Source organism: Pseudomonas sp. ICMP22404 (assembly GCF_006227205.1).
Classification (GTDB): domain Bacteria; phylum Pseudomonadota; class Gammaproteobacteria; order Pseudomonadales; family Pseudomonadaceae; genus Aquipseudomonas.
In genome coordinates this window covers 29,484-48,300 of the sequence record NZ_VCNG01000003.1, presented here as the reverse complement: position 1 = coordinate 48,300, position 18,817 = coordinate 29,484, and the positions used below count along the sequence as shown (strand labels likewise).

General features: G+C 52.1%; 6 protein-coding genes. All 6 read left to right on the top strand.

Going from position 1 to position 18,817, the window contains the following annotated elements:
- Nucleotide 1 precedes the first annotated feature (1 nt).
- The 6 genes from FGE05_RS30205 (at nucleotide 2) to FGE05_RS06295 (ending at nucleotide 18,804) form a co-directional block, all read left to right on the top strand.
- Nucleotides 2–6,844, top strand: coding sequence for a calcium-binding protein (locus tag FGE05_RS30205; RefSeq protein WP_139642636.1), 6,843 nt, complete (start codon nucleotides 2–4; stop codon nucleotides 6,842–6,844).
- Nucleotides 6,845–8,228: 1,384 nt separating this feature from the next.
- Nucleotides 8,229–9,599: a TolC family outer membrane protein gene (locus FGE05_RS06315; protein ID WP_176562988.1), complete on the top strand. Its 1,371-nt coding sequence runs from the start codon at nucleotides 8,229–8,231 to the stop codon at nucleotides 9,597–9,599.
- Between the two features lie 130 nt (nucleotides 9,600–9,729).
- Nucleotides 9,730–11,892: a type I secretion system permease/ATPase gene (locus tag FGE05_RS06310; protein ID WP_139642629.1), complete on the top strand. Its 2,163-nt coding sequence runs from the start codon at nucleotides 9,730–9,732 to the stop codon at nucleotides 11,890–11,892.
- The gene (locus FGE05_RS06305; RefSeq protein ID WP_139642626.1) at nucleotides 11,885–13,306 is read left to right on the top strand and encodes an HlyD family type I secretion periplasmic adaptor subunit; all 1,422 of its coding nucleotides are present in this window, start codon (nucleotides 11,885–11,887) and stop codon (nucleotides 13,304–13,306) included. Before FGE05_RS06310 ends, FGE05_RS06305 begins: the two co-directional genes overlap by 8 nt.
- A 31-nt stretch (nucleotides 13,307–13,337) precedes the next feature.
- On the top strand, nucleotides 13,338–14,087 hold the full coding sequence (locus tag FGE05_RS06300; protein WP_139642624.1) for a hypothetical protein: 750 nt from the start codon (nucleotides 13,338–13,340) through the stop codon (nucleotides 14,085–14,087).
- A gap of 16 nt (nucleotides 14,088–14,103) precedes the next feature.
- A complete protein-coding gene (locus FGE05_RS06295; RefSeq protein WP_139642621.1) occupies nucleotides 14,104–18,804 on the top strand; it encodes a calcium-binding protein in 4,701 nt (1,566 codons plus the stop codon).
- Nucleotides 18,805–18,817 lie beyond the last annotated feature (13 nt).

Genomic DNA, 18,817 nt, shown 5'->3' with positions numbered 1-18,817 from the left:
AGTGGATAAAAGTACATTAGATGCAATTTCCAGCGCCCTGTCTTATCTAAGTACACCAGTGGGGTCGGGGTCGGTAATTGTTGATGCATCAAAAGGGCAAGTTTTTAGTGCGGCCCTTGGAGCAACGCAGACGTTAGTTAGCTTCGGGGAGATGATGGGGAAACGCCTGCCTATCGCAGGTTCAGCTCTTGCTTATTCGGCCCTTGGTCGTGACTTTTTGAATATGAAAACGACCATCGACGATTCTGGTGAAGTTCACGTAAGTGATATTTACTCTGTCTTTGCCGATCTGTCGGCAATTGTGGCGTCGGCGACATTAGCTGCTGCAGTCGGCGCAGCTTCGGCCCCGGCTTTGATCGCTACGGCTGTAGTAATTACAGCGGCTGGCGCAGTGCTCACGGTTATGGCAATGAATAGTGGCGATGAAAGTATTGATTTAAATCCATATATTGACTCTTTGAGTAACGCTCTTCACGGCTTGGGTGAGGTGCTAGGTGAGGCTTATACATCGGCCATAGAAAGTTTTCAGGATGCGATGGAGGCGACCGGGGACTTCGCTCAAGCGTTCAATGATTATGTGGTCGGGGCTCTGGATGATATTACGGATGCCGTTTCCTCTAGCATTTTCAACTTCACAGATTTGATAGTTGAGAATTTGCGTGATGCCTATGATGCCGCCCTGAATACGGTAAGTCCACTGATCTTGGATTTGGATGGAGACGGAGTTGAAACACTGTCTTTGAGTAGCGGTGTATATTTTGATCACGATGGCAATGGCTTCGCTGAAAGCACCGGCTGGGTCGGAAAAGATGATGGTTTATTAATATGGGATCGAAATGGCAATGGACAAATAGACGATGGGAGTGAGCTTTTCGGCAATTACACTCATTTGACAAACGGGCAAATAGCTACCAATGGGTTCTCGGTGTTAGCTGACCTGGACAGTAATCATGACGGCAAAATAGATGCTAATGATGCGGCTTTTGGCCAGTTGGGAGTATGGAAAGATAGTAATAGTGATGCGAAACTTGATGAGGGAGAGTTGTTGAGCCTTGGCGAGGCTAATGTTCAAAGCCTTAGCGTAGGTTACGTAGACGAAAATACGACTGATTCCCAAGGCAATAAAGTGCTGCAATCGGGAACCTATACAGATAGTAGCGGTGCGTCACATGATTTGGACGATGTTTGGTTTGTGGTGGACACCGCGCGGACTGTAGATCTAAACAAAATAGTATTGGGGGAACAGACGGCATCTTCAATCGACCTGGATGGGTTTGGTAATGTGGCGGACCTGAGTCAGGCAATATTGCGCGATACGACTGGGCACCTTAAACAGTTAGTTGAGCAGTTTGCGGTTGAGACAGACACTACGAAGAGATACTCGCTGCTCGATCAAATCATATTCTCTTGGAGCGGAGCGGCTGCATATACTTCAGTCAGTCGTGGGGGATATATCGATGATGGGCGCAAACTTTATGCCTTGGAAGCGTTTTCGGGACAAGGCTTTATCCAGTCAGCCGGGATCAATGTAGGCACTGGCAATCCGGGACCTAATGCTGCCGCAAAACTCATGCAGGCATATGGCCAACTGGCTGGTTTTCTGTATTCGGGGTTAATGTTGCAGACTCACTTTAGGCCTTTAGTTGAAGCAATCGATCTTGGCTTTGAAAATTACGAATTAAAATTTGACGTTGCTCGTTTGGTCGAAATGTTACGATTTGCATATGACGAAGATTCTGCGCTCGGCGCGCAAGAGATGTCCGAATTTTCTAAGGCTCTATTGGACTCTGGTGTGCAGGGCGGGGCTATACTGACTAATCTGCGGCAAGCCGGAGATGTTAATGTTCCAGGCTTTGATTGTCTGCTGGCCAATATGGGTTACTCGCTAGGTGGATTAATTAACGATGAGTTGTATGGCGACTCCCATAATAATGCACTTTTCGGCTTGGCTGGCCGCGACACTTTATATGGTGACGCTGGTAATGATATTTTGGACGGTGGGGCTGACGACGATTATCTTAGTGGTGATGAGGGATCTGATATTTATCGATTCAGTCGGGGGTGGGGGCACGACACACTTAATAATTTTGATAGCGGCGATAATAAGGTCGACTTCATCGAATTTGCTTCAGATATAGCACCCTCCGAAATAGGCGTCACTCGCTCGGGAGATGATTTGGTTCTTGTTTTACGTGGTGGTGCTGACAGGATAAAAGTAGTCAATTATTTTTATAGTGATGGTGCGAGTGACTATTATTTAGAAGAGATCCGCTTTGCTGATGGTGCGATATGGAGACTTGAACAAATTAAGGCCATGGTGGGTATCACTACTCCAGGCGATGATGAAATTCATGGTTACGCCTCATCCGATAATTTGAGTGGAGGACTGGGTAATGACAAATTGTTTGGAGCCCAGGGTGACGATGTGCTCATTGGAGGAGGCGGCAATGATTATATTGAAGGTGGTACTGGTTCAGATGTTTATCATTTCAATCTTGGTGACGGGCGAGATGTAATCAACGAAGATGTTGAAAATCTTGGAGACTCGGATGTCTTGTACTTTGGTGAAGGAATAAGCCCCGCGGATATAAACGTTAGCATTCAGGGGAGTAGCTTGCTTTTACAGCATGGTAATGGCCATGATCAAGTGGTTTTTCTTAACTGGTTCATTCAGCTAGGTTCTCGTTATCAGGTGGAACGAATTGAGTTTGCCGATGGAACTGTCTGGATGAGTTCAGAGCTTACAAGTAGTCTACTAAATAGGACTGGAACGGAGTTCGATGATGTTATTACAGGAGCTAGTTCTAGGGTCAGCCAAACATTCCTTGGCGGGGGCGGTAATGACAACCTGACGACTGGCGCGGGTGACGACCAACTCGAAGGCGGTACTGGTAATGATATTCTCAACGGTGCGGCGGGCTCCGACATCTATCTCTTCAACGTAGGAGATGGGCAGGACGTTATCAACGATGACAACATCTCTTACTACTACGGTGGTGTCGACGTCTTGCGGTTTGGCACGGGCATCCAGGTCTCTGACATCATGGCCAGCCGATCCGGAACCAGCCTGGTGCTTAGGCATATTAACGGTCAGGATCAGGTGACGGTTACCAATTGGTTTACCGAAAACACCGATCGTTATCAACTGGAGCGCATCGAGTTCGCCGACGGCACGGTGTGGACCAGCTCGGTGTTGTCTGCCCAACTGCTCCAGCTCATGGGTGGCGCGGGCGATGATGTGCTCACCGGAATCGGTGCTGCCTTCAAGCAGGTGCTGTCCGGTGGTGGTGGCAACGACACGTTGACGGCCGGGGTCGGGGATGACCAGCTTGAGGGCGGTGTGGGCAACGACACGTTGAACGGTGGGCAAGGCTCCGATCTGTACCTCTTCAGCCTCGGAGATGGGCGTGACGTCATCAACGATGACAATCTCTCCTACATGTATGGCGGTGTCGACGTTTTGCGGTTTGGCACGGGTATCCAGGCCGCCGACATCCTTGCCAGCCGATCCGGTACCAGCCTGGTGCTTAGCCATGTCAACGGTCAGGACCAAGTGACGGTCACCAATTGGTTCACCGAAAACACCGATCGTTATCAGTTGGAGCGCATCGAGTTCGCCGACGGCACGGTGTGGACCAGCGCGGCGTTGTCTGTCCAGGTGCTCCAGCTCACAGGCGGCGCGGGTGACGATGTGCTGACCGGTGTCAGTAGCAGTCAGGCTCAAGTTATAAGAGGTGGCGGTGGTAACGATACTTTGACCGCCGGCGCTGGTGCTGACCAGCTTGAGGGCGGTACGGGCAATGACACGTTGAATGGTGGCCAAGGCTCCGACCTGTACCTCTTCAACCTCGGCGATGGGCGTGACGTCATCAACGATGACAATCTCTCCTACATGTATGGCGGTGTCGACGTTTTGCGGTTTGGCACGGGCATCCAGGCCGCCGACATCATTGCCAGCCGATCCGGCACCAGCCTGGTGCTTAGCCATGTCAACGGTCAGGATCAGATAACGGTCACCAATTGGTTCACCGAAAACACTGGACGTTATCAGCTGGAGCGCATCGAGTTCGCCGACGGCACCGTCTGGACCAGCACGACACTGTCCGCTCAGTTGCTCCAGCTCACAGGCGGCGCGGGTGATGATGTGCTCGTCGGAATCGGCGCGGCCTTCAAGCAGGTGCTATCCGGTGGTGGTGGCAACGATACGCTGACGGCTGGAAGCGGTGATGACCAGTTGGCGGGCGGTACGGGTAATGACACATTGAACGGGGGGCAAGGCTCCGATATTTATCTCTTCAACCTCGGCGATGGGCGCGACGTTATCAACGATGACAACCTCTCCTACATGTATGGCGGTGTCGATATCCTGCGGTTTGGTATGGGGATCCAAGCCTCTGACATCGTTGCCAGCCGATCCGGAACCAGCTTGGTGCTTAGCCATGCCAATGGTCAGGACCAGGTGACGGTTACCAATTGGTTTACCGAAAACACCGATCGTTATCAGTTGGAGCGCATAGAGTTCACCGACGGCACCGTCTGGACCAGCGCGACGTTGTCAGCCCAGATGCTCCAGCTCACAGGCGGCGCGGGTGACGATGTACTGACCGGTGTCAGTAGCAGTCAGTCTCAAGTTATAAGAGGTGGCGGCGGTAACGATACGCTGACGGCCGGCTCCGGTAATGACTTGCTTGAAGGCGGCACGGGCAACGACACGTTGAACGGCGGCCAAGGCTCCGATCTGTACCTCTTCAGCCTTGGAGATGGTCGTGATGTCATCAACGATGACAACATTTCTTACTACTACGGCGGTGTCGACGTCTTGCGGTTTGGCACGGGCATCCAGGTCTCTGACATCAGTGCCAGTCGATCCGGGACCAGCCTGGTGCTTAGGCATATTAACGGTCAGGATCAGGTGACGGTTACCAATTGGTTTACCGAAAACACTGGACGTTATCAGCTGGAGCGCATCGAGTTTGCCGACGGCACGGTGTGGACCAGCGCGGCGTTATCTGCCCAGTTGCTCCAGCTCATAGGCAGTGCAGGTGATGATGTACTGACTGGTGTCAGTGCTGCCTTCAAGCAGGTGATATCCGGTGGCGCTGGCAACGATACGCTGACGGCCGGTAGCGGTGATGACCAGCTTGAAGGCGGTACGGGCAATGATACGTTGAACGGTGGAGCGGGTTCCGACACCTATGTCTTCAACCTCGGCGATGGGCGGGATGTCATCAACGATGACAACATCTCCTACTACTATGGCGGTGTCGATATCCTGCGATTTGGTGCAAGCATCCAGGCCTCTGACATCAGTGTCAGCCGATCCGGAACCAGCTTGGTGCTTAGCCATGTCAACGGTCAGGACCAGGTGACGGTTACCAATTGGTTTACCGAAAACACTGGACGTTATCAGTTGGAGCGCATCGAGTTTGCCGACGGCACGGTGTGGACCAGCGCGGCGTTATCTGCCCAGTTGCTTCAGCTCACAGGCGGTGCGGGCGATGATGTGCTCACCGGAATCGGCGCTGCCTTCAAGCAGGTGCTATCCGGTGGTGGTGGCAACGATACGCTGACGGCCGGTACCGGTGATGACCAGCTTGAAGGCGGTACGGGCAATGACACGTTGAACGGTGGAGCGGGATCCGACACTTATCTCTTCAAGCTCGGCGACGGTCGGGATGTCATCAACGATGACAACATCTCCTACTACTATGGCGGTGTCGATATCCTGCGATTTGGTGCAGGCATCCAGGCCTCTGACATCAGTGCCAGCCGATCCGGAACCAGCTTGGTGCTTAGCCATGCCAACGGTCAGGATCAGGTGACGGTTACCAATTGGTTTACCGAAAACACTGGACGTTATCAGCTGGAGCGCATCGAGTTTGCCGACGGCACGGTGTGGACCAGCGCGGCGTTATCTGCCCAGTTGCTCCAGCTCATAGGCAGTGCAGGTGATGATGTACTGACTGGTGTCAGTGCTGCCTTCAAGCAGGTGATATCCGGTGGCGCTGGCAACGATACGCTGACGGCCGGTAGCGGTGATGACCAGCTTGAAGGCGGTACGGGCAATGATACGTTGAACGGTGGAGCGGGTTCCGACACCTATGTCTTCAACCTCGGCGATGGGCGGGATGTCATCAACGATGACAACATCTCCTACTACTATGGCGGTGTCGATATCCTGCGGTTTGGTGTGGGCATCCAAGCCTCTGACATCAGTGCCAGCCGATCAGGAAGCAGCCTGGTGCTTAGCCATATCAATGGTCAGGATCAGGTGACACTCAACAACTGGTTCACTGAAAACAGCGGACGTTACCAATTGGAGCGTGTCGAGTTTGCTGATGGCGCTTTTTGGAATACTTCTCAAGTTGCATCGAGGGTAAGTACATCGGGTAATGACACTATAATAGGCTCCAGCACTAACGACCTGTTGCAAGGAGGCCAAGGTAACGACCTGCTACAAGGCGGAGAGGGAAGTGATACTTATATTTTTGTCGCAGGAGATGGCCAGGATATTATAAATAATGACTCTGCTACGCCCAATGACATGGATACCCTTAGTATCTCTGGGATTACACCCCAAAACCTGTGGCTGTCCCGAGATGGCAATAATTTGGTAATTGATGCGAGAGGGACTGATGATCGAATTACAGTCAAAGATTGGTACGTGAGTGCGGCACAAAAAATTGATGTGATTCAGGCAGGGAGTACAGCGTTGTACGCCAATGCGGTAGACAATCTGGTCAACGCCATGGCTTCTTTTGGAGATCCGGCTGGCGGCGAGATCAATCTGACTCAAGAACAGCGTGATCAAGTTAATGTAGTGATTGCTACTAACTGGCAGTAAGGGATTGGGGGCCTGCACGTAACGTAGAGCTTTTCTCCATGGCAGATTTTTGTTGTTCGGTTCTTATACGATCTTAACGCTGTATTCTGGGCATGCTGAAAGCCCTTGATTCTATTAGATCTACAGACGGAAATGGGCTATCAATGATTGCACTGTTTTGCATCGATTTCCATTTCAGCTCTGTGCAGTACCAGGAGCAACGATGCGGCATACTCAGCAATGGCAGTTTCACGAAGTAGCGGTCGAAGCGCAGCAGACGTATGTCTCGCGTCGCATGCGATTTCGGTGTAGCTGTGCAATCGCGCAAGGAAAGCTCGGGTTTGTCGCCCTTGAGCTGCTGAGCCAGAGCGAGCATTGCGCGATTGAAAGCCGTTTGGCAATATCTGATGCCCTCGTTCTTTCGTCGGCTCTCCATCCCTCTCAACTGGGGGCTGGCGGTAGGAGAGAATGGGTAACCCGGCCTTCGCGCCGGGTTTTTTGTTTGTGCTCTAGCAAGTTCGGGGAACGGAACAGAAAAGAGGAGCCCAAGCGAAAGGGGAGCGAGGCTTCACTACTCGATCCGGAGGTGCCACTGAGCACTGACCAAAAACTATGATGTAGAAATCGAACTCGACTCACCGTTCATACCGCTTATGCGACCGTTGGTCGCCATCAGCCCGCAGGATGCGACTTGGTTTTGAAAGAGGTGCATTGCTATTTTTCGACAATATTCTGTAAAAATCATTTAAAAACAATGGTTTGCGTGAAGTTTAAAACACGACGACGGAACTGGAATAGCTAAGCAGACTTCGTAGGTAGGTGCGAGTGATAACAAAGGTGCATGGAACCAGTGGTGGCTCTTTGATATTATCTCCATAAGCCATGTCGATACGACACAGACGCCCACTCCCAAATGACAAAGTCCGATTGCTATTAAACGCGCAACGGATTTCTACATCTCCTATGGGGATTAAAGCAAATAGTATTAAAAATACTTCTTACCGATTGCGATAAAAAAATTGGTTATGAGTGAAGTATAACAATGCGTGTTGATGGTTCGAGCTGCCTTTTACAATTTGGCATGATTCGACAGGTGGGTATTGCTTTTCCTGATTTACCCGCATGGCTGAAGCGCTACGGGTTATAAAGCTAATCGCTATTTAGGTTATAGCTAAATGTTATTATTGTCCGATTTTGCGAGCTATTCATAACCTATTGATGCTTATCGAAAAAATTGGCTGCCCGCCCGGTTTTTAACTGGACCGAGTGTGTGTGATCTTTGCTTAGGAAACAAGGAATCAAGTTTCTGACTGTTAAGCCGAGCTAATGGATTGATGTTTAAAGTCGAGCATTTCTTGGATAAGCAATGAATCTCATTAACACAGTGTGCCAAAGTGTATTATTCATGGGCTGCGTATCGAGCCCTTTAGCTTTTGCGTTTGATAATTCTTCCTTGGAGCATGCCGACCTTCTTGGTGTGTACCAGTCCGCCTTTAACAATGACGCTCAACTGGCTGCCGCGCGCCACGCCTACTTGGCTCAGCGCGAAGCGGTTCCTCAGGCTCGTTCGGGCCTGCTGCCAAATCTGACGGCAGGTGCAACTTCAGAGACGGTACGGTTGGAGCGCGACGAGCCCTCTCTCAGTCGTGAACGCAGCGGAACCACGTTTCGCGCTAACCTCAGTCAACCGCTTTTTCGTGTAGACCGCTGGTTCCAGTTAAAGGCGGCAGAGTCCAGTGTTGCCCAAGCGGAGCTAGAGCTTTCGGCCAAGGTACAGTCCTTGGCGTTGACTGTTGCTCAAGCGTATTTCGAGACACTGCGTCAGCTTGATGCTTTGGCTGCCGTCCAAGCGGAAGAAGCCGCTCTGCTCCATCAGCGTGACCAGGCGCAAGGTAGGCTGGAAGACGGTGCCTCAAGCATTACCGACGTGTACGACGCACAAGCGGCCTATGACAACGTGCAGGCGAATCGGCAAGTCGTGCAGCGCAAGGTCGATGATGCGTTTGAGGCATTGAGCCGTTTGACCAATCAACCCTACAGAACCATTTCTGGAATGGGGCACCAACTCCCTGTCGAGTCGCCCATTCCTAACGAAGCACAATCGTGGGTCGACACAGCGGTTCGGCAGAATCTGCAGCTTCAAGCTAGCGAGCAAGCGGAGCAAGCTGCTGACCAAACGCTCAAGCAGCACAAGGCTGGTCACTTACCTACGATCGATGCGGTAGCCTCTTACCGCAAGGGTGACAACGACAGTTTCGGTTACAGCAATCCCACGGATTTTGGCCGCAATGGCTACCGTGACAATGTTGCGCAAGGCAGTATCGGTATTGAACTGAATATTCCGATTTACTCTGGCGGAATGACTCACTCCAAAGTCAAAGAGTCTGTCGAGCGACTTTTACAAAGCCAGGATGAAAAAGAAGATCGGCGTCGTGAGATCGTATTGAATGCGCGCAATGCGTTTAGAGGGGTTAATACCGATATCGCACAGATTGCTTCGCGCCGACAGGGGATCGTCTCTGCCCGCAAATCCGTCGAGGCCAATCAGGTAGGTGTCGATATTGGTTCGCGCAATATTGCTGACGTGCTCACCGCGCAAAGGCAGTTGTATTCGGTGGTGCGCGACTATAACAACGCACGTTATGACTACATTATCGACAACCTCAAGCTGAAACAGGCTGCAGGGACTTTGAGTGTGGATGACCTTAAGTCTCTATCCGTCTACTTAAAGCAGGATTATGTGCCTGAGCGAGATTTTCTCCCGCCGGGGATTTGAGTGGATTCAGATCAATAGCGAGCCCTTGGGCATACATGCTCATTATCTAGAGTGTGCTTTTTATTAACCACGGTTTCACTCCGTGCCTGGAGTGCAGGTTGCCGCCTGCACAAGGAATTCTGTAAACGTAATGATTGAAACTGAAGCGGGCGATGCGACGCCTGAACAGGCGCCCCCATTTGACACTGGCTTAGCTTCGCTTGTGATGCTTGCCAGGTTTCATCAAGTCGCGGCTTCCGCCGAGCAGCTTGCTCATGAGTTCGGAAACGTTGATCGTCCATTTGGTCACGCGGATATGTTGTTGGCTGCGCGAAAGCTCGGTCTCAAAGCCAAGATGGCGAATACCTCCGCCGACCGCCTTCATCGCACACCGCTGCCCGCCATCGCCACCGATGTAAATGGGGAGTTCTTCATTATTGCGCGCCTGGATCAAGGCAAGGTGTTGATTCACAACCCGGCCGTGCAACGCCCCGAGGTCATCACCCTTGAGGCTCTTCAATCCCGTTGGACGGGTCAGCTGATGCTGATTCGCTCAGAGGCAAATACGCCTGGTGAATCTTCTCGGTTCGATTTCACCTGGTTCATTCCCGCCATCGTCAAATACAGAAAGCTGCTCGGCGAGATCATGCTGGTTTCGTTTGTGTTGCAGATATTCTCGCTGGTGACACCACTGTTCTTTCAAGTGGTGATGGACAAGGTCCTGGTGCACCACGGTTTGACCACGCTGGACGTGATCGCGGTGGGTTTGGCTGTTGTCATGCTGTTCGAGTCGGGCTTGACTGGGCTGCGCACCTACGTGTTTGCCCATACGGCCAGCCGCATCGATGTGGAGTTGGGTTCCAAGTTGTTCCGGCACTTAATCACGCTGCCGTTGGCCTATTTCCAAGCGCGGCGCGTGGGCGATTCTGTGGCTAGAGTCCGGGAGCTGGAAAACATTCGCAGCTTCCTCACTGGCAATGCGATCACGCTGATTCTCGACGTACTGTTTTCCGTCGTGTTCCTGGCAGTGATGTTCTATTACAGCGGTTGGCTGACACTCATCGTCCTGGTGTCATTGCCGCTCTATATTCTGGTGTCGGTACTGATCACACCGATACTGCGCTCCCGACTGAACGACAGCTTCGCCAAAGGGGCTGAGAACCAGGCCTTTCTGGTCGAGACCGTCAACGGTATCGACACTCTCAAATCCATGGCTGTTGAACCTCAGGCCATCCGTAAATGGGACAATCAACTGGCCGGTTATGTAGCGGCCGGTTTCAGAACCCAGACGTTGTCGACCATCGCTAACGAAAGTGTGTCGCTGATTGGCAAATTGGTCACTGTAGCGACCTTGTGGGTGGGCGCTCGACTGGTAATTGAAGGGCAGTTGTCGGTAGGCCAACTGATTGCCTTCAACATGCTGGCCGGTCGCGTAGCACAGCCGATCATGCGTTTGGCGCAGCTATGGACTAACTTCCAGCAGACCGGCGTTTCCGTGCAGCGTCTGGGCGACATCCTCAACACTCGAACCGAAATCGCTCAAGCGACACGCAGTTCGTTGCCGCCGATTCGCGGTCACATCGAATTCGACCAAGTCCATTTTCGCTATCGCCCTGATGGAGCCGAGATCCTGCGCGGTGTGAGCCTTCGCATCGAGGCGGGGCAGGTAATTGGCGTCGTGGGGCGTTCAGGCTCAGGTAAGAGCACGCTGACTCGCCTGCTCCAGAGGCTTCACGTCCCCGAGCGTGGGCGTGTAATGGTGGATGGCATGGACTTGGCGCTGGCGGACGTCTCTTCGTTGCGCCGACAGATTGGCGTGGTGTTGCAAGACAACATGCTATTTGCTCGTAGCATCCGCGAAAACATAGCCCTGGCCGATCCCGGCGTATCACTGGAGAAGGTCATTCATGTGGCCAAGCTCGCCGGTGCCCACGAGTTCATTCTGGAGCTCCCCGAAGGCTATGACACCGTGGTAGGAGAGCACGGCGCATCATTGTCTGGAGGTCAGCGGCAACGGGTTGCCATTGCTCGAGCGCTGATGGGGAATCCGCGGATCCTGATTTTCGACGAAGCCACCAGCGCTCTCGACTACGAGTCCGAGCGCGTGGTTCAGCAACACATGAAGGATATCTGCAAAGGCCGCACGGTCATCATCATTGCCCACCGGCTCTCAGCCGTGCGGGATGCCAATCGCATTGTTGTGGTTGATCGCGGTCAGATCGTTGAGCAGGGCAGTCATGCCGAACTCTTGACCCATCAGGCTGGGCATTACTCACGCTTGTACCGCTTGCAGCAAGGAGCCAGCAATGTCTAACGCTGAATCGGCAGGCCTGTTGCGGCGTTATCGACACGTCTTGCGTGAGTCATGGAAGGCTCGTCGGAGTATGGACGCACCAAAGCGCCTGGCCCATGAAATACAGTTTTTGCCGGCCTCTCTTGAGCTACAAGAGCGTCCAACTCATCCAGCGCCTCGCGTGTTCATGTGGGCGATCATGGCATTTGCTGCGATTGCGCTGGTTTGGGCGTGTGTTGGCAAGATTGATGTTGTGGCAACCGCGACTGGCAAGATCATTCCCAGCGGTAAAAGCAAGGTGATCCAGTCCAGCGAAACGGCGGTGGTCAAAGCCATCCATGTACACGACGGTCAGACGGTGAAAGCCGGTCAGTTGCTGTTGGAGCTGGACTCTACGGCCGCTGAGGCTGATGTGGGGCGAGTGCAAAGCGAGCTGTTGGCCGCCCGCATCGACAGTGCCCGGGCGAGCGCCATGCTCGATGCCATCGATCGACAGCGAGCGCCGCGGACCTTAAATGGCTCGATTCCGGGAGCGGACCCCGAGCACGTATTGGCTGCTGAGCGCTGGCTGCAAGGTCAGTATCAGGAGTACCGCAGCAGTCTGGAGACTGTTGACGCCGAAATAGCCCAGCGCCAGGCCGACATACAGTCCGCACGTGGACAGGTGGCCAGCCTTCAGAAAACCCTACCTATCGTCGCCAAGTTGGCGGATGACTATCAGCATCTGCTGGAGAAACAGTACATCGCTCGCCATGCCTATCTGGAAAAGGAGCAGGCGCGGCTGGACGTTGAACGACAGTTGAGCGTGCAGCAAGCCAGCTTATTGCAGTCCTCAGCGGCGCGACAGGAGGCTGAGCGCAGGAGGGCTGGTGTGGTCGCGCAGACCCGACGGTCTATGCTGGATTTGTTGCAGCAGGCGGATCAGAAGGTGGCGTCTTTGAAGCAGGATTTTGCCAAAGCCGAATATCAGGATGGACTGACGACACTGGAGGCCCCGGTGGACGGCACGGTACAGCAGTTGAATGTGCATACGGTGGGTGGGGTGGTGACACCTGCGCAGCCGCTGTTGACGATTGTGCCGATGGGGCAACCGGTTGAGGTTGAGGCTGTTTTTGAGAACAAAGATGTTGGGTTTGTTCACCAGGGACAAGCCGTAACGATAAAAGTAGAAACTTTTACTTTCACCAAATATGGAGCGGTCTCGGGTGAAGTCATCAGTATTTCTGATGACGCTCTGGAGGATGAAAAGCGTGGCTTGATATACAGCGGCAAGATTCGCTTGGATTCGGATCATTTGAATGTGAAAGGGCAAGATATCAAATTACTGCCTGGTATGGCGGTGACTGCAGAAGTAAAAACAGATCAGCGAAGGATAATTGAGTATTTCTTGAGTCCCTTGCAAGTTGCAGCGAGTGAGAGCTTGCGAGAGCGGTGAGATGGGGGAATATGAGGAGGCGGAGGTTTTGATGAATGACTCAGATGCTACTAAAGGAATTTGGAGACGGGCTATGAAGGCTGGTTTTTATAAATTTATATTGTTTTTTTTCTTACTGCCCGTCCTTGCGTGGGCGGAACCTCGCTGTGGAACGCTGGGTAATGCCGTGATTAGGTTTGACTCAAAGTATTTATTCTTTCCGATAACTTATGAGGGGGTCAATTATTGGTCAGGGAAAGGAAAAATAAATGAGGGCAAGGGTTGTAGCGATAAAATTAACGAAGTGGCTTTTGCTGTGAATTGGCCGAGTCTTGAACCTTCGGGCGGTGAAAATTATTACACTCGACCAAAGCCAAATAGAATTGCCGTTGTTGCTAAGATTAATAAGTCGAATGATGTTGCGCGATCTCGAAAGAATATTCTATATCGTTATCTTAGGGACGGATTTAATAGTGAGGGGCCTGCAAAGACGGATCAACAGGTGGAGGAAATGAGGGGGTTCAATTCTGATTTAGGGCTCTTTGAAGCCACGCCAAAAAACATCGATGGGGGTACTGTTAGAAAAGTATTCTGGCAAGAAACCAGTCAAGGTGATATTGGTTTGATAGTTAATTGTATTGTGTTTTCCGAAGGGCGAGGTTCTTCATGCGAACAGTCATCCTATGATCCTCAGGACGATATATGGATAGAGCTGGATTATATGGTCGATATTGTTCATCAGTGGCGCGATCTTGAAAGCGCTGCTGTGGCGTTCGTGCGCGGATTTCAACTAAATAATTGAATGTAAAGGTGTTGTAATGGCTGTTGAAGATATTTCTGCTCATGTTGATCTTGCTTACGCTTCCGATCTGCTTGCGAGCGGCGGCCCGGCCGCGATGTACAACTATTTGGCGTCAAATGGATATTTATATGCCAACCTGGCTAATGGCGTTGCTAATGGTGGGAGTTTGGCCGGTGATGCAGCGCTGAGTCATATGCAAGAAGTGGCCGCAGAAAGTGGTCATCCTTTAACGGTGGCGGATATAAATAAAATTCGCTCAGACATGGCTATTGCTTATCTAGATGCCTTGCTCGATAAGCAAGATAACGGGGATTTCTCTGACATTACATGGCGTGAAGCTTGGACGTTTCATTCTCAAACCTTCATTCAAAACCATTTGCCTCCTGATGCATGGACTCTTAATACGCCTTTTTCAGTAATGACGGACGCTGAGCGTGCCGATCTTTGGCAACGGTCTCTGGAGGCAGCCGGTGATCCTGGCAAAGAAGCTGCGCTGGCATTTACATTGGCGGCAGCCATGTCGGACCAGGCTGGGCTGCTTTCCGCAGCGTCTCCCGACGAAAATTTCGTGCGTGAACTTGCGGAAGGATTAACCGAGGTCAGGCCTCAGTCACCAGAGCAAATTGCGACTATTCAGCATTGGTTGGCTATCAACGCCGCATCCCTAAATAACACTCAGAATTTTTTTGACGCGTTGGGACAGACGTCAGGGCGCTTTATCGAATCGGTCAAGGCCCAGATAAAAGTTGATTCGGGCGCTTTTATTGATGTACTTAGGAAGATGGTCAATGATGCTGAGGCATTGGGATCACCTCTGATCCTTGATCTTGATGGTGATGGCGTAGAGACCACGGGTCTTTCTGCTCATGTTCATTTTGATCATGATACTAACGGCTTTGCTGAAAGCACCGGCTGGGTTGGTCGAGATGACGGCTTACTGGTTTTTGATCGCAATGGTAATGGTCGTATTGATAACGGTACCGAACTCTTCGGCGACAATACAAAACTACCAAGTGGCGATAAGGCGGCGAACGGATTTGCTGCATTGGCGGCGCTGGATACAAACGGTGATGGTCGGATTGATGCTTCCGATACCGATTATGCCAGCTTGCGTGTTTGGAAAGACATTGACAGTGACGGCGAGACCGATGATGGCGAGTTAATTACATTGTCGCAGGCTGGCGTGCAGAGCATTGGTGTAAACTACGTCGCAAATAGCGTGACCGATTTGAGTGGTAACCAGCACTTGCAAGTAGGTACGTATACCCGCCTTGATGGAAGTGCGGCGACAGTTGAAGATATTTGGTTTGCCACTGACTTAGCCCGAACCGTTGATCAGAATGAAATAACTATAAGCGAGTCGATAGCAACCATGCCAGATATCTCAGGTATGGGGAATGTACATAGTCTACGACAAGCCATGGCGCGTGACACAAGCGGTGTCCTTGTCTCACTGGTCAAGCAATTTGAGCTGGCAAGTGACGTGAATATCCGTAACTCGCTCGTGGACCAAATCCTGATTAGTTGGACTGGTGCAGACCAGCACAGTGTTGGCACTCGAGGGTACGTCAATGAGGGCCGAAAGCTTTATGTCATTGAAGCATTTTTGGGAAAGACCTTTACTCAACAAAATGGAAGTGCTGACCCTGGTCCAGACGCAGCCGAGACGCTTTTAAGAGCCTATAATTTTGTGAGCGAATCGGTGCGTAGTCAATTGATGTTGCAAACGCATTTGAAGCCAGCGATGGATATGCTATCCATCAAAGTAGAGAGTGGGGTTGTCGCTTGGGATGTCTCAGCATTCCTCGCCTCGATCCGTACCCAGTATGCTACCGCCCCAGCATCCGCACTACAGAGTTTGCAAGAATTCACGATAGCTCTGAAATCATCGGGCTTTCAAGGTGCTACGGCGATCCTGAAGGCATTGAGTCAACAGGGAAATATTAACGGTTCTGACTTGGATGCAGCGTTAACGACCCTTAACCGGCCGGGACAATTAGGTAGTGGGGTGGACGACACGCTCAGTGGTAAAGATACGTATGACGGTGTGATGTATGGTCTTTCGGGAAATGACACACTTAAGGGATTCAGTGGGAACGATTATCTTTCGGGTGGCTTAGGTGATGACACACTTGATGGTGGTAAGGGCAACAACCAGCTATTTGGTGACGAAGGAAATGATCTACTGAAAGTCGACTCCGACTCGAATAACAATCTGCTGAGTGGTGGTGTTGGAGATGATCAGTTGTTCGGCAGTTCTTACGCCGACACCTATCTGTTCAACGAGGGAGATGGTAAGGATGTCATTACTGAGAATGATGCCGGCCACGTGGCGACCGATACCTTGCGTTTCGGCGCTGGAATCCATGCTAGCGATATCAACCTGCAACGGGTTGGTTCCGACCTGGTGTTTAAGCACCGCAACGGTACCGATCAAGTAACAGTCAAGGGACTGTTCGATGGCACCACCTCCAGCACCAGCATTGTCAATCAGAGCGTCATTGAGCGCGTCGAGTTTGCCGACGGTACGTCCTGGACCTGGGCTGACATGATTGCTGCAGGCTTGAATCAAACGGGAACATCAAGGTCGGATGCTCTTGTCGGTTGGAATGGCAACGACATTATCCATGGGGGAAGTGGCGACGATACCTTGGACGGCGGTTCCGGCAGCAACCAGTTGTATGGTGATGCGGGTAACGACGATGTCCGGGTCACTTCCAACTCAAGAGATAACATCTTAGCGGGTGGGGCGGGTAACGATACGTTGACCGGTGGTTACTTTTCGGACACCTACCTATTCAACCTGGGTGACGGTCAAGACACCATTTCGGAATACGACCCTGGTTACGGGAGCACCGATGTCTTGAGATTCGGAGCTGGGATCCTTGCCAGTGACATCCTGATGCGTCGGACTGGTCCTGATTTGATATTCCTGCATCGTAACGGCACCGATCAGGTCACGCTCAAAGGCTTATTCGATGGTGCGACCTCTGATACTACGGCCATTAGTCAGACCATCATTGAGCGAGTTGAGTTTGCCGATGGCACGTTCTGGACTTGGTCGGACATGGTTGCGCAGGGGTTGAGCCAGACGGGATCTGCGGGGGCTGACGCCTTGGTCGGCTTCAATGGCAATGACATTATTCATGGTGGCGATGGCGACGATACCGTGGACGGTGGAGCTGGTAGCAACCAGCTCTTTGGAGATGCGGGTAATGACGTCATTCAGGTAGCTTACAACTCCAGAAACAACACACTGGCTGGCGGGGCTGGCAACGATACCTTGAAAGGCGGCTACTTTTCAGACACCTATCTGTTCAATCTGGGTGACGGTCAAGACACCATTTCGGAATACGACCCTGGTTACGGGAGCACCGATGTCTTGAGATTCGGAGCTGGGATCCTTGCCAGTGACATCCTGATGCGTCGGACTGGTCCTGATTTGATATTCCTGCATCGTAACGGCACCGATCAGGTCACGCTCAAAGGCTTATTCGATGGTGCGACCTCTGATACTACGGCCATTAGTCAGACCATCATCGAGCGAGTTGAGTTTGCCGATGGCACGTTCTGGACTTGGTCGGACATGGTTGCGCAGGGGCTGAGCCAGACGGGATCTGCGGGGGCTGACGCTTTGGTCGGCTTCAATGGCAATGACATTATTCATGGTGGCGATGGCGACGATACCGTGGACGGTGGAGCTGGTAGTAACCAGCTCTTTGGAGATGCGGGTAATGACGTCATTCAGGTAGCCTACAACTCCAGAAACAACACACTGGCTGGCGGGGCTGGCAACGATACCTTGAAAGGCGGCTACTTTTCAGATACCTACCTGTTCAATCTGGGTGACGGTCAAGACACCATTTCGGAGTACGACCCTGGTTACGGGGGCACCGATGTCTTGAGATTTGGAGCCGGAATCCTTACCAGTGACATCACGATGCGCCGGGTTGGCTCCGACTTGCTTCTCCTACACCGTAACGGCACCGATCAGGTAACGGTCAAGGGGCTGTTCGATGATGCTACCGCCAATGCCAGCGTCATCAGTCAGAGCGTCATTGAGCGTGTCGAGTTTGCCGACGGCACGTCCTGGACCTGGACAGATATGATTGCGACAGGGCTGAATCAGGTGGGGACGGCAGGCGCGGACGCCCTGATAGGTTGGAACGGCAACGATATTATCCATGGCGGAAGCGGCGACGATACGTTGGATGGCGCAGGAGGCACCAACCAACTGTTCGGTGATGCGGGTAATGACGTCATCCAGGTCGCTTATAACGCAAGGGATAGCGTTTTGGCCGGTGGGGCGGGTAACGATACGTTGACCGGAAGCTACTTTTCGGACACCTATCTGTTCAACCGTGGAGATGGTCAGGACAGAATCAACGAATATTCCCCAGGCTACGGCGCTACCGACACCTTGGCGTTTGGGGCGGATGTTAGCCCTCAAGACTTATGGTTCCGGCAAAGCGGGTCCAATTTGGAGATAAGCCTCATTGGAGGAGACGACAAATTGACCATCAGTAACTGGTATGAGTCGAGTGTTTATCACGTCGAGGTCTTGAAAACGGCAGATGGGAAGACGTTGCTTGATAGTCAAGTGCAGAGTCTGGTCAACACAATGGCCTCTTTTGGCGTGGCGCCGGGGGCCGAAACGACTATTACCAATGATCAGCGGGCTCAGCTCGACACGGCATTGGCTGCAAATTGGAAATAGAGCTGTATAAGCC

Coding starts and splice junctions, on each gene's coding strand:
- FGE05_RS06315 (WP_176562988.1), top strand. CDS start 8,229: ATGGGCTGCGTATCGAGCCCTTTAGCTTTTGCGTTTGATAATTCTTCC.
- FGE05_RS06310 (WP_139642629.1), top strand. CDS start 9,730: ATGATTGAAACTGAAGCGGGCGATGCGACGCCTGAACAGGCGCCCCCA.
- FGE05_RS06305 (WP_139642626.1), top strand. CDS start 11,885: ATGTCTAACGCTGAATCGGCAGGCCTGTTGCGGCGTTATCGACACGTC.
- FGE05_RS06300 (WP_139642624.1), top strand. CDS start 13,338: ATGAATGACTCAGATGCTACTAAAGGAATTTGGAGACGGGCTATGAAG.
- FGE05_RS06295 (WP_139642621.1), top strand. CDS start 14,104: ATGGCTGTTGAAGATATTTCTGCTCATGTTGATCTTGCTTACGCTTCC.